We start from the raw sequence: 15,184 nt of genomic DNA, 5'->3' as shown, positions 1-15,184 counted from the left end.
CAATGTATCTCGACTATAATATTGTACAAACACACATATTCAGCTAACATTCAACATGCAGAGCTTACTCATAGAGCGAAACAGGGCGGTGGTATTATTACTTATAGTAATTTTTATCTTCGGTTCATACGTTTATGTAAAAATGCCAAGGGAAAGCAATCCTGATATACAGATTCCTATAATCAGCGTGTTTGTTGGACTTCCTGGGATTTCTGCTCAAGATAGTGAAAAGCTATTAGTGCTTCCTATAGAAAATGAACTAAGATCCATCGAAGGTGTAAGAGAATTGAGAGCTTTTGCAACTAATGATGGTGCTCACATGATACTCGAATTTGGAACAGAGTATGATAATAAAGAAGTGCTCGATAATGTCCGTTCAAAGCTTTCAAACATAAAATCGAAGTTACCTGTTGAAGCAGAATCTCCGATAATCAATGAAATAAACTTGAGCTTATTTCCGATACTCAATGTCGGCTTAATTGGTAATTTGCCAGAAAGAGCCTTAACTGAAATAGCACGCAAGCTAAAGAAAGAAATAGAATCTCTGCCAAATGTTCTCAAAGTTGAAGTGGCAGGTATGCGTAAAGAAACAGTGGAAGTGATAGTTGAGCCCACAGTTCTAACAAAATATAACATTCAATCAAACGAAATATTCCAAGCTATATCAAGCAATAACAGACTAGTGGGAGCTGGGTCACTGGAAAATGATACCGGTAAATATTCGATTAAAATATCAGGGTTATTAAAAGATATAGAAGATATTATGAATATTCCTATTAGATCTCAAGGCGATGCAGTTTTGAGAATCAAAGATATAGCAAAAGTATACCCTAGGTTTGAGGATCACCAAGGATTTGCTCGCATTAATGGATTACCTAGTGTCGTGCTAGAAATTTCAAAACGTAACGGAAAAAACATAATAGACACAGTAAATCAAGTAAAATACTTAATGGATAAGGCAAAAGATCAATTACCTGAAAATTTAAAAGTGGTGTACTTAAACGACCAGTCAAAAAACGTCCGCGATGTGCTTGATGACTTGGAAAACGGCATAATATTTGCTGTGTTGTTAATATTGATCATAATGATGCTTTCTATGGGAACAAGGATTGCTATTCTTGTGGCACTCTCGATACCCGGTTCCTTTCTCATTGGGATAATAGCTCTTTACTTTATGGGTATAACCTTAAATATCGTTGTGCTCTTCAGTTTAATTATGGCTGTTGGCATGCTGGTTGATGATGCAATTGTGATCAGCGAATATGCCGATAGAAAGATGATCTGCGGAATGGACAAAGTAGAAGCTTTTTACACTTCAGTTCGTGATATGTTTTATCCGGTTCTATCATCAACGTTAACTAAATTAGCAGTGTTTTTTCCTCTATTATTCTGGCCTGATACTGTTGGTAAATTCATGCAGTACATACCAATTACAATAATCCTAACTTTGACTGGATCGCTCATTATGGCTTTGGTTTTTATACCAACACTTGGTGCAATATTTGGTAAGCCTTCGATAACTTCAAAAAAAGAAATAAAAAAAATGAGTGCTATAGAAAGTGGTGAAATAAAAAATGCTGGGCCTATAATAAGAGCTTACGTACGCATGCTAGAGAAGGTTTTGGATCATCCTAAAAAATTCGTATGTGCTACTGTATTCGTTTTGTTTTCATTTAGTGTGCTGTACTTTACTTTTGGTCCTGGAGTAAAGTTTTTTCCGAAAGTGGATTCAGATAATATTTTAATCAGTGTTAAAGCAAAAGAAAGCTTATCAGCCAAAGAACGAGATCTGATACTCAAAGAAGTGGAAGAACGCATTTTGAGCATTGAAAAAGAAATTCATGTTTCTTATGCTAGATCAGGAGCATTTTCAGACAACGTTATCGCCAGAATACAACTAGAACTTATGGATTGGCGCTTCAGGCGCAAAGCTAAGCACATACTAAATGATATAAGGAGCAGTGTGCAAGACATGAAAGGAATAATAATTAATGTTCAAGAGGAAAAGCCAGGACCGTCGGCTGACAAGCCAATACAAATCAACCTCAGCGGGAGTGCATCCAGTTTGAATTTAGCAGCAGAGAAAATTCTAGAAATTATGAACCAACCTTCATCCGGGTTTATAAATATTCAAGATAGCAGATCAGCACCTGAAATAGAGTGGAATATGAGTGTTGATAAGAGTAAGGCTACAAGCTCTGAAGTAAGTGTTGCAACCATTGGCGATTTTATAAAGATGGTTACAAATGGAGTGTTGATTGGAAAATATAGACCAAATAACACGGATGAAGAAATCGATATTGTACTCCGTTTCCCCAGAAAGGACCGCAATATGAAGACTATAGACAATCTTTTTATCAATACAGTTAATGGCTCGTATCCTATGAGCAACATAGTAAAATATGCTCCCGAAAAAAAGGTAAACAAACTAAACAGGATTGATGGATTACGCACAGTGACAATCTCTGCTGACGTTGATACTGGCTATCTTGTTGATGAAAGAGTAAAGTTCATTCAGAATTCTATTGCCCAGGATTGGGACAAGGGAGTAAAAATTGATTTTAAAGGCGACAAAGAAGATCAACAAAAATCAGGAGCATTTTTGTTAAAGGCTTTTATATTAGCGATTACACTAATGATATTGGTATTAGTGACACAGTTTAATAATGTATACCATACATTTATCGTAATGACAGCAGTGTTTTTATCCACAACATGTGTGTTTTTTGTTTTCTTTCTTATCCAACAAGTTTTCGTAGTTGTTATGTGTGGAGTGGGGATAATTGCTTTGGCAGGAATTATAGTGAATAATAACATACTATTGCTTGATGCCTTTCATCATCAAATTAAGGTACACAAAAATGACATCAAGCGATGTGTAATAAACGCTGCAATTTCTCGCGTTAGGCCAATATTGCTTACCGTTGCAACCACAGTTCTTGGTTTAATACCGATGATTACCAGGTTAAATATCAATTTTTTTACGCTACAAATCACATATGATGCTCCATCAAGCCAGTGGTGGGTTGACATTTCAACAACCATAGCAAGTGGAATATTGGCTGCAACAGTTTTAACTTTATTCTTTACTCCTGCGTTGCTTGTTATGCAAAGACACGAAAAAACTTGACTTAAATTAGCAATTATTTAACATTTAGGATAGCGTTCTTTGCCCGTTGAAGCTATAATTATAACTAATTACATTGGATTTATTTATATGATTGCTAATCGTAAAAGCAGTGTTAAGCAGAAAAGTAACAAGAATAACATAGTTGGAAACCTTGATGTAATAAAAACAGCAGGAGAGCTTTCACTTCAAAAAGGTTTAGATTTTGATGTTGTAATAAAGGCACTGGAAAGTGCTATAGAAGCAGTGGCTCATCAAAAATATGGTAGCAAAAGTAAAATTGTAGTTGATATAGATAGAAACACAGGCAAAGTTACTTCATATAGAAAACTAAAAGTTATTGATGATGAATCAAATGAAAAAGAGAATACTGAGTGTGAATCAATTACGCTTACACAAGCTAAATTAATAAAAGGAGATGCAAAAGTTGGAGATACTGTTAGTGAATTGCTCTCTCTTAACACTGATCTTGCTTCAGCAAGAATTGCCCAGCAAAAGATTGCTCAAGTAATTAAAGATGAAGAGTCAAAAAAGCAATATGAGGAGTTTAAAGATAAAGTGGGAGAAATAAGGTATGGTATTGTTAAACAAGTAGAATATTCAGATCTTATTATAGACATAAATGGCACTAGGGCATATCTTCCATTGCGAAATTTAACTGGTGGTGAATCATTTCGTGAAGGTGATAAGGTTAAAGCTTACATACAGACTGTTAAGCGCTCTGATGATGGACGTCAAATTATTCTTTCTAGGACTCATGAAGGCTTTTTGGAGGCATTATTAAATCAAGAAATACCAGAAATTGCTGACGGATTAGTGACAATTAAAGGTATAGCTAGAGATGCTGGTTCAAGGTCTAAGGTTGCTGTTTTCTCTCCCGACAAGAACATTGATCCAGTAGGTGCTTGTGTTGGAGTTAAGGGAGATAGAATAAAAACTATTATACACGAATTAAATGGTGAAAAAATTGACGTTATAAATTACTCCTCAGATTTGGGTCAATTTGTTATTAAAGCCATTACTCCTGCAGAAGTATCAAAGGTTATTATTGATGAAAATGAAAATTGCATAGAGTTAATAGTTGCTGAAGATCAATTGAGTTTAGCGATAGGAAAAAAGGGCCAGAATGTAAGATTAGCTTCAGAGCTTGTTGGATGGAAAATTGAGATATTAAGCACTCAGCAAGAATCAGAAAGGCGAAGTAAAGAACTTAGTCAATGTTCAGCTTTATTTGCTGAAGCTTTAAACTTAGAAGAGATTATGGGTCAGCTATTGGTAACAGAAGGTTTTTCAAGTGTAGAAGACATATCTAGCGCTTCAATTAAAGAGCTTGCTTCAATAGAGGGCTTTAATGAAGATATTGCAAACGAACTTCACAATAGAGCAAATAAGTACCTGAAAGCAGAAAATGATAGAAAAATAGAAGAGCTAAAAAGTTTAGGTATGGAGGATGATGTAATCAATTTAACTTTATCAATAGACAATAAAATTGCTCTTAGTAAGCATGATATTAAGACTTTAGAGGACATAGCAGATTTATCAAGTTATGAGTTTTGCAGCATACTCTCTTCCTCATCCGATAGCAAAGAAGATCTAAAAGATACAGTAGATTCAATAATCATAGAAGCACGTAAAAAGCTTGGATTAATATAATAAAATAATATGAATAATGAAGATATCAGTGATAAAAAATTAACGCTCCAAGGTTTAAGCAAGCTTAAATTAGACCTCAATTTAAACTCTTCAGCTAGCCCAAGTACTGGAGCTACAGTAGTAAAAAAAAGAAGAAAAAAATCTCATGATGCAGAAGAACATAATTTATTTGACGAGAGTAAATTATGTTCTTTAACAGAGAAAGAACAAATTTTTCGCATTAATGCTGTGCAGAATGCTGCTTTGCTGAAAGAAAGAAATCAGAGAGAAGAAAAAGAGAAAACAGCAAAAGAAGACAGCAATAAAGAGATTGACGAGAAAAATGAAGCGGACGCTTTATCTAAGGAAATAAATAAGCAAGTTTTAAGTAATACCCACTTAGTTGAACCAAAAGAAGATAGTATTGACCATGAGGACAACGATAAAAAGTCTTTTAAAGTCAACAAAGATATATATTCTAAGCATTCTAAACTGGTAATTGCACAGGCAATAGATGAAAAAACTGAACAACCCCCTGTATTTAAGCAAAGGTTTGGTATAAGAGGTAGAAAGTCAAAGTTTACTAAGGGTAAAAATATATCAAGAGAAGTTATTATACCAGATAAAATAACTATCAGGGAGTTATCTATTCGCATGGCAGAAGATAGCAAGAGTGTGCTAAAAATGTTCAAAGAAGAAGTCGGTGAGAGTTATAGAGTAGATGATCTGGTGGATCCAGATATAGCATGTGAAATAGTGAAAAAATTTAATCATACGGCCAAACGAGTGAGCGATACCAACAGAGAAAAAGATTTATTTTTTATAGAAGGCAGAGAAAGCCTGCCTAAAAAACCTAAACCACCAATCGTCACTTTTATGGGACACGTCGATCATGGTAAAACCTCATTGCTCGATGCATTTCGTGAATCTAATGTTGCAGAAAGAGAGTCAGGTGGCATAACTCAACACATAGGTGCTTATCAAATAACGACAAAAGATAAGCAAAAAATTACCTTTATTGATACACCAGGACATGAAGCGTTCACTGCGATGCGTGCACGTGGTGCCAATATTACTAATATAGTTGTAATAGTAGTTGCAGCTGACGATGGAATCATGAAACAAACAGTTGAAGCAATAAATCATGCAAAAGCAGCAAATGTTTCTATTATAGTTGCTATTAATAAAATTGATAAATCTGAGCCTGGTGATGTAGAAAAAATAATTAATAGTTTGCCTCAATATGATCTCATTCCTGAAGAGCTTGGTGGTGATGTTATGATTATGCCAGTATCAGCAAAAAAGAAAACTAATTTAGATAAACTAGAAGAGGCGATTTTGTTAATCGCTGAATTAATGAAGCTAGAAGCAATAGAAGATTGTCGAGCACTTGGATGGGTAATAGAATCCAAAATAGATAAAGCGAAAGGAATATCAGCCACATTGATAGTTGAGGAAGGAACGTTAAAGGTTGGTGATATATTGGTAGTTGGTACAACATACAGCAAAGTACGTAGTATGGTTAATCACCTCGGTCAAAGAGAAAAAGCAGCACTACCCTCCGCTCCAATTGAAATTACTGGTCTAAATGGTGTGCCAAATGCTGGAGATAAATTTGTTGTTATAAATTCTGAAAAGCAGGCGCGTGAAATTGTTGAATACAGGCTAGAGTTAATCAAGAAAAAGAAAGAAGATTTGGGCGACAATAATTTAGATATATTCAGTCGTAATAACAGCGAAAAAGAAGAACTATCTGTAGTTTTAAAGTGCGATGTAACTGGTTCTATTGAAGCAATATCAAGTTCAATTGATAAACTCGGTAAAGACCAAGTGAAATTAAATATCCTACACAAAGCAGTAGGAGGGATAACAGATTCAGATGTGCTGCTTGCAGAAGCATCAAGTGCAGTAATTTTAGCTTTTAATGTAAAAGTGGACTCAAAAATAAGGGACTTGGCAAAACAAAAAGGTGTAGAAATACATACTTATAACATAATATACGAGCTCATTGACGACATGAGAATGTATTTAACTAAAATGTTAAAGCCTGTTACACGAGAGGTTCGTGTTGGCTTTGCATCTGTGAGGCAAATATTTAACGTATCTAAAGCTGGTAATATCATTGGATGTTACGTAAGTGATGGAGTCATAAGAAAAGATTCTTTAATTAAGGTAATGCGTGGCGGCAAATTGGTGCATGAAGGAAAGTTAAAAGCACTACGTAGATTTAAAGATGATGTTAAAGAAGTAGGTGTAAACTTTGAATGCGGAGTATCACTAGAGGGTAATATCGATATTAAAGTTGGAGATATTTTAGAAGCTTATCAATTAGTGCAAGAAGAAAGGGTGTTATAGTAGCTGGATATGAAAAAGGAAATTAGAAACCTAAAAATAGCATCGGTATTGCATAGAGCGATATCAAGAGTCCTAATGGAAGGTAAGGTGTTCAATAAAAATGTAGCGGTATCTGACGTAAAATTAAGTAAAGATTTGAAAAAAGCAGATGTATATATTGTGTTATCTTCATTGAATATTCAAGTAGCTGACTACTTAGATCCAGAAAAAAGACGCACTGGAGATCCTTCTGAGAATAATTGTGATATTAACACTGTTGTTAATGAAATGAACCAGTCTGCATGGTCAATACGTAAATCTATATTGTGTTATGTTGATTTGCGATTTATACCTGAGTTAGTTTTCAAGCCTGATTTAGCGTTCGATAATTTTGTTAATGTAAGCAAAATATTACATAATCACACTTAATTAATGTATTTCAACCATTACTTTTCATTAATGAGGTTGCACAGTTTAACAGGTTTGTGGCTTGTGCTATTTCCCAGTTTGAGCGGTATTCTTTTAGCCTCAACTTCTCTATCATATCAGGCTCTTTTTCTCCTTGTTTTGTTTACTATAGGTGCATTTTTAATGAGACCCGCAGGGTGCATAATCAATGATATCTTCGATAGAAAAATAGATGCGCACGTTGAACGAACAAAATATAGGCCACTTGCAAGTGGTACATTAAACATAAAGCAGGCTTTGGCTTTACTTTCACTGTTACTGTCTATTGCCCTGGTAATCTTATTATTAACTAATAAAACTACACTTATACTTGGAATAATCTCAATGTGTATGATAGCTACTTACCCTTTATTAAAGCGGTATGTTTGGTGGCCACAATTGTTCTTAGGGTTTACCTTCAATATGGGATCGCTCATGGGCTCAGCAGCAATAACAAACCAGATCAGTATAGAATCCTTGCTGTTTTATATAGGATGCGTCTTCTGGACACTTAGCTATGACACCATATACGCTCATCAAGATAAAAAAGATGATGAAAAACTCGGAATGAAATCTACCGCATTATATTTTGGTGATACAACAAAATCTTGGTTGAAAAGATTTTATTTAATATCTCTTATGACGTGGCTATATGCTGGTATCTTATCATCATTAAATAACATTTTTTATATTGCTCTACTTGCTGTAGGGTTCATATTTCACCGCCAATACAAAAATTTCAATCCTGACGATCCCAGTCAATGCATGTCCATATTTAAAAATAATTCCTACGTAGGGTTGCTTCTCTTTTTTGGCATCCTTTTAGATAGAATTATCACCTAGGTCTCAAGAGTTTTGGCTCTAATGAAGTCAATAAACTCAGGTACTCGCAGAAACGAAAAACTTGCTTGACACCCTTCGCCAGCCCTCTTATCATGAAACTGAAGCTATTTATTTATCTTCGCAATTTCTGCAGTGGATTAATGACAAAAAACTTAATGTATTTGGCGTAAATCATGCTTAATTTTTTGCACTATGTGCACCTCATGTCTTTATAAAACTTTTAGGTTTCTACCTATACAAGCCGAAACACGCTTATAAAGCGTTTAAGACAGTAAAAGACGTCAAATAGACAAGGGAGAATTTGAATACTAGCTACCCTAGGGTTTCTTTGCCTTTTTTTCCACTCAGTAAATTTCTTAACGTTTATAATTTAGGTTAATTGCGGCTTAAAAGCAGATGAATCGCGGTTACTAAGCGTTTAGAATAAAAAAACGCCATACTTGAAAGTATAATGTAAGTAATTAGCCAACCACGGGGCTTCTTTTGCCTTTTTCTCCGCTTGGTAAATTTCTTAATGTTTATAGCTAAAAGAGCCCAAGAGAGGTGTCATTCCAGTGCCCCTGTGATGTCATTCCAGCGCGTGACGCTGGAATCCCAAAAAAGGATGATGTCATCCCAGTCTGGGATCCAGAAAACTTAACTTTAAATAAGTGGCTGCATAATAAAGACTAGATTCCAGTGTCAAGCACTGGAATGACAGGAGAAGGAGGCTACTTTCATGACGCCATTCTTTTTTCTGGATCCCAGTGTCAGCTACTCGGATGACGAGAAAGGAGCACTGGAATGACATCATAGGGGCTTGTATCTTGTAAAAAGCATCTAATGTTTTAAGCTTAAGCATTAGATGGAGAAGGGAAGCACTCTGTAATGGGGCTTAGATATAAAATCTGTCAAGTAGATAAGAGCTCCCTTCTCAAAGGTATAGGCTGGACGGTATCGTAGAAAAACCTAAATGGTTCTCATTCTGTATTCACAAGGCTAGCCTTACTTTTCATTTTTAATGGTAACGTATGGGGTTATATATGATCAACAACTTTCTGGGCATAGATGTATCAAAAGATCGCTTTGATGTTTTTCTCTCATTTATAAGTAAAAAAGGAAAACGTGAAACTAGAAAAAGGAGTTTTAAAAATGATGATCATGGATTTCAAGGTCTGCTGAGTTTTCTACAAAAGCATAACGTAGAAGAAGTAAAAGCCTGCATGGAAGCTACCGGTTGTTATAGTGAAGCTCTGGCTGAATTTCTGCACAATGCTGGATATTTTGTTAGTGTTGTAAATCCTTATTGCATAAAATCTTACGCAAGGAGTAAGCTTGTACGACAAAAGAATGATCAGACCGATGCAGAAATTATTGCTGATTATTGCCAAAGACAGGAACCTGCTCGTTGCTTCTCCTGAACTGAAAAAATTAAGACATCTTTATCGTTGTTCGGCTGCGTTAAAAGATGAATTGACATTAGTAAATAACCACCTAGAAAAAAAAGAGAGACTGCCTAAAGAAGTTGCAAATGCTTGTCGCAATGAATATAGCTCAAAAAATAGAAATAATAAAAAACTCCATACGTGAACTATTAAAGCAACACAAAGAGTTGTTGGAAAATTTTCAACTTCTACTCAGGAATAGGAGAGAATAGCTATTTTAGCTCTGACATAAAAGCTTTTAGAGATGCCAGGCAATTGGCAGCATATGCAGGAGTTATACCGAGAAATATAACATCAGGTTCCTCTGTATATGCCAAACCCAGATTAAGTAAATCAAGTTCACGAACACTACGTAAGGCAATGTATTTTCCTGCTATAGTAGCTAAAAATCACAATCCTATTATTATGACTTTTTGCAAGAGATTAAAAGAAAAAGGCAAGCATAATATGGCCATTGTGGGAGCTGCGATGCGTAAGTTACTCCATATTGTTTTTGGTGTTCTAAGTTCAAAGAAGGCTTTTGATCCAGATCATATCAAAAACTACAGGGCAAAGCTGTTGGAGGAAGGTTTACTTAGCTGATTGTTAAAAAAAATACTTTCAATCTTATATGAAATATTGCCTTATTTTGTAATTTTCTTGTTGACTAACGAGACGGTATCTACTCGGATGACAAAAAAAAGGGCACTGTGACGGACTTAAATCACAATTATCAGTTAATACTAATCGCGGCATTACAAAAAACGCCAAACTTTTTTCTGCTTTTATGCAAGAAGCCTAGTCCATATATTCTTCCCACTTCTCCGTGACTTTTCTTACTATTTCCTCACTCATCCCAATTTTCTTTCCCCACTCTCGTTTGGTTTCAGGCGGAATTTTGTTTGTCGCATCAAATCCCATCTTACCTCCCAGGCCACTTTCAGGGGAAGCAAAGTCTAAATAATCAATAGGTGCATTTTCTATCATGATTGTGTCACGCACAGGGTCCATCCTTGTTGACATTGCCCACATCACTTCCTTCCAATCACGTATATTTATATCATCATCAACAACGATAATAAACTTCGTGTATAAAAACTGCTTTAGGAAAGAAAGTATGCCCATAACAATTCTTTTTGCCTGCCCTGGATAGGATTTTTTTATCGACACTACCGCTATTCTATATGAGCAACCTTCCGGCGGCAGATAAAAGTCCACTATCTCTGGAAATTGATTAATAAGAATGGGCACAAAGATTTCATTGAGTGCTTCACCAAGAATCGATGGTTCATCAGGTGGCTTGCCAGTGAAAGTGCTGAGATAAATTAGATTTTTGCGCATAGTAATTGCAGTAATATTAAATTCTGGAAATTGCTCAACAGAATTATAGTAGCCAGTGTGGTCTCCGTATGGCCCTTCGTCTTGATATCTATCCAAACTCACATAGCCTTCCAGAACGATTTCCGCGTGAGCTGGCACTTGAAGTGGAATAGTCTTACAATTTACAAGCTCAAGCGGCTTCTTTCGCAGTAGTCCAGCAAATTGGTATTCTGACAATGTTTCTGGCACTGGAGTTACTGCAGCAATAATCGTTGCAGGATCACTACCGATCACAGCAGCAGCAGGAAATTTCATATTTTGTTCCTTCTCTTTCCATCGTTTGTGGTGACCTGCACCACCACGATGTGCAAGCCAACGCATTAGAGTCGTTTTTTTATCTATGACCTGCATACGATATATTCCAAGATTGAAATTATCTTGTTTGTCTCTCGTGGGGCCTTTTGTTACCACAATCGGCCAGGTGATAAGTGGTGCAGGTTCATTTGGCCAGCATGTTTGAATGGGCAGTAGACTTAGGTCCACTTCATCTCCGGTTAGCACTACCTCTTGACATGGAGCCTTGCTCACGACTTTACTTCGCATCGATAACACGACTTTTAGCAGAGGAAACATCTTCATAGCATCTTTAAAGTTTTTTGGCGGCTCAGGTGATTGCAAAAATGCTAAAAGTTTACCAAGATCTCTTAGCTCACCAGGATTTATGTTCAGTCCCAAGGCAATTCTTTCAATAGTACCGAATAAATTCACTAAAACTGGAATCGAATTTTTGCCGTTTTCTGTGACAACATTTTCAAAGATGATAGCTGGTCCTTTGTTTGACAAAACTCTGCGGTGAATTTCTGTCATTTCAAGAACAGTTGAAACCTCCTCCTTAATCCTAATCAGATCTTTTTTTTCCTCTAAGGCTTTAATGAAGTCACGTAAGTTGTTGTACATATTACAGTTTTTAAAATTTTAAGTTTACATTTAGTTTTCAAGCACTTTATTGAAATTTGACCTATGCACTACTTTCCTGCCTAGCGAGCTTTCAGTTAATTTGAGATCAAATCCTCATATTGCTTACTAAGTTTGTATTTCCTTCCTCTATTGGAAAAATCTACAATCTTGATAAACCCCATTTCCACCCACTTTTTACAAAGTTGCGCACTGGTACGAGGCTTAAAATTAAATAGTTCGCCAACCTGACTAGCTGTAATAGCGGAAAACTCCTGGAAGAGCTCAAGAGCTTTGCGTTGTTTAGGATCAAGCTTACGTATAAGATCAGTCTGATCAGTGTGGTATTCTTCTTCATTTATACGTTGTAAAACGTTCTCAAATGAATTTGCCATACCTTCTACGAAATACTCCACCCACTTAGTGATATCTGCTTCAGCTCGTCCCATGTAATAATTGTGCGATGTTATTGCTTCATAATAAGCCCCTAGATTTTTAGCATAATATTCTTCCAATGAGTAAAGCCCTTTTAGGTCATATCCACCAAGGTGTAAAATTAATGTAGTCAACAATCTTGCAGTACGACCATTACCGTCATAGTAAGGGTGAATTGTTACAAATTGGTAATGAGCAATACCTGCAATAACTGGGCAAGGCACTTGCTCACTGTCACGAATCCAACCAATCATACTGCTCATGAGCTTTCTTTGCTTCAGGTGGCATATAAATTATTGCACGTGTACGGCTATCACGAATAACGTTTTGACCATCACGATAAGGGGTTGGCTTCACTTTAGATTTTCCACTCGCCATATGAAGCTTTTGAATGGCTTTCTCAGTAATAGGGATCATTCTCGCTGCCCATTGTTCAACTTGGGTTAAAGCTGCATAATATCCTTTAACCTCATTTTCATCTCTCCTATATTTTGGAAAGTGGCTTTTACCACTTAAAACCTCTTCAATCTGTTTAGGCTTAAGTCGATTTCCTTCAATCATAGTAGAATAGTGTGTGGTATAAAGCCGTGCAGTTTCACGAAGGGACGAGAGCATCGATACAGTGAGTGGCAAATGTAACACTTTTTCTTTTGCTGCTTCAATCTTCATAAGGCAATTAGCAATTTTAGAAGTAATCGTATAATTTGGCATCGGCATAATATCTGCATTACATTACTTCTATATTATGCTGATAAAATGCAGATAATACAACATTTACACGACGCCGACCATAAACAGCAATAAATTCGGCTGATTGAGAAAGAAGTTTGTCTTGTAGAATAGCTATTTCTTTTTCTCTACCAATTATTGGCTCGTTCATATGTTTATTCCGCGGAAAATTATACACAGCGGAAACAACTTAAATCTACGCTCCGCGCGCCTCTGCTACCAAGCCTTCTGATGAGCTTTTCAGTAATGTGCTTGAGTTTCATTGTACGTAAAGTTTGTACTTGCAGCAAAATTGGCTATAAAATACACTTGATATAAGTGTTTTCATACATTAATATTAGATGCTTCTTTTAATATACAGATAAATGTGTACTAAAAGTTTTATGTTGTAGGTTTTTAAATAAATTGTATGTCTAGAATATCGTTTTTATTGATCCTTATACTGGCAGTAGCAAGTTTACCAGTAATAAATAATTGGCTTTCAAATCGCAGCCAAATGCTAAGCGATGATTATATAGGTGAGAAATTAGATAATTATATAAGTAGAAATTTTGATAAGATCATAAAAACTCTCAAAGAGGAGTCGATTAAAAGTAGTTACGCTGCTCGAGATAATGTAACCAAAAGTAAAATTTCACAATACAAGGATCAAATATTTGACCTTACTTATCCTTACTCCGGAAATGAAAATAGTAATGTTATAGCTGCAGGCTTCCTTGACTATTCTTGTGGATATTGCAAAGCTATAAAGAATGATATAAAGCAGTTAATTAACGATGGTAAAATTAAGTATATCTTTAGGGATGCTCCAATACTTGGTAATGACTCTTTAAGGGCAGCAAAAAGCGCTTTAGCTGTTTACTTTATTGATAAAGAAAAATATTTCGACTTTCACTATTCTGCTTTAAGTCACAAAGGAGAATTTTCAGACGAAAGCATATTGGATATAGTGAAAAACATAGGGATTGATGAGGACGATTTTAATGATTCCATAAAAGATAACGCGGACAAAATTGAGCAAATGATAAACAACAGTAAGCTCCTAGTAAGAGATTTGGGAGTAGGCGGTACACCTTTTTTGATAATTGGAGATAGTCTGTTTGTAGGAGCAACTGATTTAAATATACTACGCAAAAAAGTAGATGAATTAAGTCACAAGCAAGGCTAGTTTCAATTTGCCATAAAATTTTATTTTTTTGCTTGACAACGCAAACGAATCTGAGTACAGTAATTATGAGTATGACAGCAGTTCAACTCAGTGGTCTCATCCACTTTCCATAGCGTCATTTGCTATATGAAACGCTTTCAAATTATAACATTTTCTTCAACCAAACTATTTTACTTTCATAGGAGGACATATGTCATTCACAGAAATTAGATTTCCAGAAAATATATCTTATAGTTCCGCTGGAGGACCGGAATTTTCCACTGACGTTGTAACAACTCATAACGGTTGTGAACAGCGCAACATCAATTGGTCTCATGCACGTACTAGATACAACATAGCTTACGGGGTCAGATCAAACGAGCAGCTAACAGAACTCATAACATTTTTTCATGCACGAAAAGGTAAAGCAATAGGGTTTCGTTTTAAGGATTGGTCGGATTTTATAGCCATTAATCAAGAGATTGGTATAGGAGATAACAAAAAAACGACTTTTCAGCTAATCAAAACTTATGTAAGTGGGGAAGATAAGCATATACGTATGATCAAAAAGCCAGTACATGGAACAGTAAAGATTTATTTAAATGGTAAAGAAGAGAGTGAATATTCAGTAAATTATTCAACGGGAGAAATAACATTTATGAAGCCACCAGTAAAAGATGCGATAATCACTGCGAGCTTCGAATTTGATGTGCCCGTACGCTTTGATACAGATTACTTAAACGCTTCGATTGATGACTATGGAAGCAATAGCTGGAATAATATCCCCTTGGTGGAAGTGAAATTTTAGTTATA

At 35.7% G+C, this 15,184-nt stretch carries 12 protein-coding genes and 1 pseudogene; 9 read left to right on the top strand and 4 right to left on the bottom strand.

What is annotated here, in order from left to right; genetic code table 11:
* Nucleotides 1-55 precede the first annotated feature (55 nt).
* From OPR49_RS01960 to OPR49_RS01930, 7 genes and pseudogenes are all read left to right on the top strand, one after another.
* Nucleotides 56-3,130, top strand: a complete 3,075-nt coding sequence (locus OPR49_RS01960) for an efflux RND transporter permease subunit (protein ID WP_320157607.1) — start codon at nt 56-58, stop codon at nt 3,128-3,130.
* Nucleotides 3,131-3,217: 87 nt separating this feature from the next.
* Nucleotides 3,218-4,780 carry a transcription termination factor NusA gene (nusA, locus tag OPR49_RS01955; RefSeq protein WP_182365899.1) on the top strand — a complete coding sequence of 521 codons (1,563 nt, stop codon included), beginning with the start codon at nt 3,218-3,220 and terminating at the stop codon, nt 4,778-4,780.
* 9 nt (nt 4,781-4,789) lie between these two features.
* Nucleotides 4,790-7,114 (top strand): translation initiation factor IF-2, encoded by a 2,325-nt coding sequence (gene infB / locus OPR49_RS01950; protein ID WP_265027302.1) that lies wholly within the window; start codon nt 4,790-4,792, stop codon nt 7,112-7,114.
* A gap of 9 nt (nt 7,115-7,123) precedes the next feature.
* A complete protein-coding gene (locus OPR49_RS01945; protein ID WP_006279769.1) occupies nt 7,124-7,522 on the top strand; it encodes a ribosome-binding factor A in 399 nt (132 codons plus the stop codon).
* Nucleotides 7,523-7,525: 3 nt separating this feature from the next.
* The gene (gene ubiA / locus OPR49_RS01940; protein WP_265027301.1) at nt 7,526-8,383 is read left to right on the top strand and encodes a 4-hydroxybenzoate octaprenyltransferase; all 858 of its coding nucleotides are present in this window, start codon (nt 7,526-7,528) and stop codon (nt 8,381-8,383) included.
* Between the two features lie 514 nt (nt 8,384-8,897).
* Nucleotides 8,898-9,023 (top strand): hypothetical protein, encoded by a 126-nt coding sequence (locus OPR49_RS01935; protein ID WP_259348838.1) that lies wholly within the window; start codon nt 8,898-8,900, stop codon nt 9,021-9,023.
* A gap of 382 nt (nt 9,024-9,405) precedes the next feature.
* Nucleotides 9,406-10,389, top strand: a pseudogene (locus tag OPR49_RS01930) (IS110 family transposase).
* Between the two features lie 195 nt (nt 10,390-10,584).
* On the opposite strand, the gene OPR49_RS01925 reads toward OPR49_RS01930, so the two are convergent.
* The 4 genes from OPR49_RS01925 to OPR49_RS01910 all read right to left on the bottom strand — a co-directional run bounded on the left by OPR49_RS01925 (nt 10,585) and on the right by OPR49_RS01910 (nt 13,375).
* The gene (locus OPR49_RS01925) at nt 10,585-12,063 is read right to left on the bottom strand and encodes a UbiD family decarboxylase (RefSeq protein ID WP_265027300.1); all 1,479 of its coding nucleotides are present in this window, start codon (nt 12,061-12,063) and stop codon (nt 10,585-10,587) included.
* Nucleotides 12,064-12,158: 95 nt separating this feature from the next.
* Nucleotides 12,159-12,749 carry a Fic family protein gene (locus tag OPR49_RS01920; protein WP_265027299.1) on the bottom strand — a complete coding sequence of 197 codons (591 nt, stop codon included), beginning with the start codon at nt 12,747-12,749 and terminating at the stop codon, nt 12,159-12,161.
* Nucleotides 12,730-13,206, bottom strand: a complete 477-nt coding sequence (locus OPR49_RS01915; RefSeq protein WP_265027298.1) for a Fic family protein — start codon at nt 13,204-13,206, stop codon at nt 12,730-12,732. The genes OPR49_RS01920 and OPR49_RS01915 overlap by 20 nt, the downstream gene beginning before the upstream one ends.
* A 16-nt stretch (nt 13,207-13,222) precedes the next feature.
* Nucleotides 13,223-13,375, bottom strand: a complete 153-nt coding sequence (locus tag OPR49_RS01910; protein ID WP_010081826.1) for a hypothetical protein — start codon at nt 13,373-13,375, stop codon at nt 13,223-13,225.
* A 258-nt stretch (nt 13,376-13,633) separates the two neighbouring features.
* On the opposite strand from OPR49_RS01910, the gene OPR49_RS01905 reads away from it, so the two are divergent.
* Together OPR49_RS01905 and OPR49_RS01900 are read left to right on the top strand one after the other, a co-directional pair.
* Nucleotides 13,634-14,392, top strand: a complete 759-nt coding sequence (locus tag OPR49_RS01905; protein ID WP_265027297.1) for a DsbA family protein — start codon at nt 13,634-13,636, stop codon at nt 14,390-14,392.
* Between the two features lie 190 nt (nt 14,393-14,582).
* Nucleotides 14,583-15,179, top strand: a complete 597-nt coding sequence (locus OPR49_RS01900; protein ID WP_265027296.1) for a TIGR02217 family protein — start codon at nt 14,583-14,585, stop codon at nt 15,177-15,179.
* Nucleotides 15,180-15,184 lie beyond the last annotated feature (5 nt).

Source organism: Wolbachia endosymbiont (group A) of Bombylius major, assembly GCF_947251895.1.
Classification (GTDB): Bacteria; Pseudomonadota; Alphaproteobacteria; order Rickettsiales; family Anaplasmataceae; genus Wolbachia; species Wolbachia pipientis.
Note: the sequence above shows the minus strand (reverse complement) of the source record. Positions and strands in the feature narration are given on the sequence as shown.

Coding starts and splice junctions, on each gene's coding strand:
- OPR49_RS01960 (WP_320157607.1), top strand. CDS start 56: ATGCAGAGCTTACTCATAGAGCGAAACAGGGCGGTGGTATTATTACTT.
- nusA (WP_182365899.1), top strand. CDS start 3,218: ATGATTGCTAATCGTAAAAGCAGTGTTAAGCAGAAAAGTAACAAGAAT.
- infB (WP_265027302.1), top strand. CDS start 4,790: ATGAATAATGAAGATATCAGTGATAAAAAATTAACGCTCCAAGGTTTA.
- OPR49_RS01945 (WP_006279769.1), top strand. CDS start 7,124: ATGAAAAAGGAAATTAGAAACCTAAAAATAGCATCGGTATTGCATAGA.
- ubiA (WP_265027301.1), top strand. CDS start 7,526: ATGTATTTCAACCATTACTTTTCATTAATGAGGTTGCACAGTTTAACA.
- OPR49_RS01935 (WP_259348838.1), top strand. CDS start 8,898: ATGTTTATAGCTAAAAGAGCCCAAGAGAGGTGTCATTCCAGTGCCCCT.
- OPR49_RS01925 (WP_265027300.1), bottom strand. CDS start 12,063: ATGTACAACAACTTACGTGACTTCATTAAAGCCTTAGAGGAAAAAAAA.
- OPR49_RS01920 (WP_265027299.1), bottom strand. CDS start 12,749: ATGATTGGTTGGATTCGTGACAGTGAGCAAGTGCCTTGCCCAGTTATT.
- OPR49_RS01915 (WP_265027298.1), bottom strand. CDS start 13,206: ATGCCAAATTATACGATTACTTCTAAAATTGCTAATTGCCTTATGAAG.
- OPR49_RS01910 (WP_010081826.1), bottom strand. CDS start 13,375: ATGAACGAGCCAATAATTGGTAGAGAAAAAGAAATAGCTATTCTACAA.
- OPR49_RS01905 (WP_265027297.1), top strand. CDS start 13,634: ATGTCTAGAATATCGTTTTTATTGATCCTTATACTGGCAGTAGCAAGT.
- OPR49_RS01900 (WP_265027296.1), top strand. CDS start 14,583: ATGTCATTCACAGAAATTAGATTTCCAGAAAATATATCTTATAGTTCC.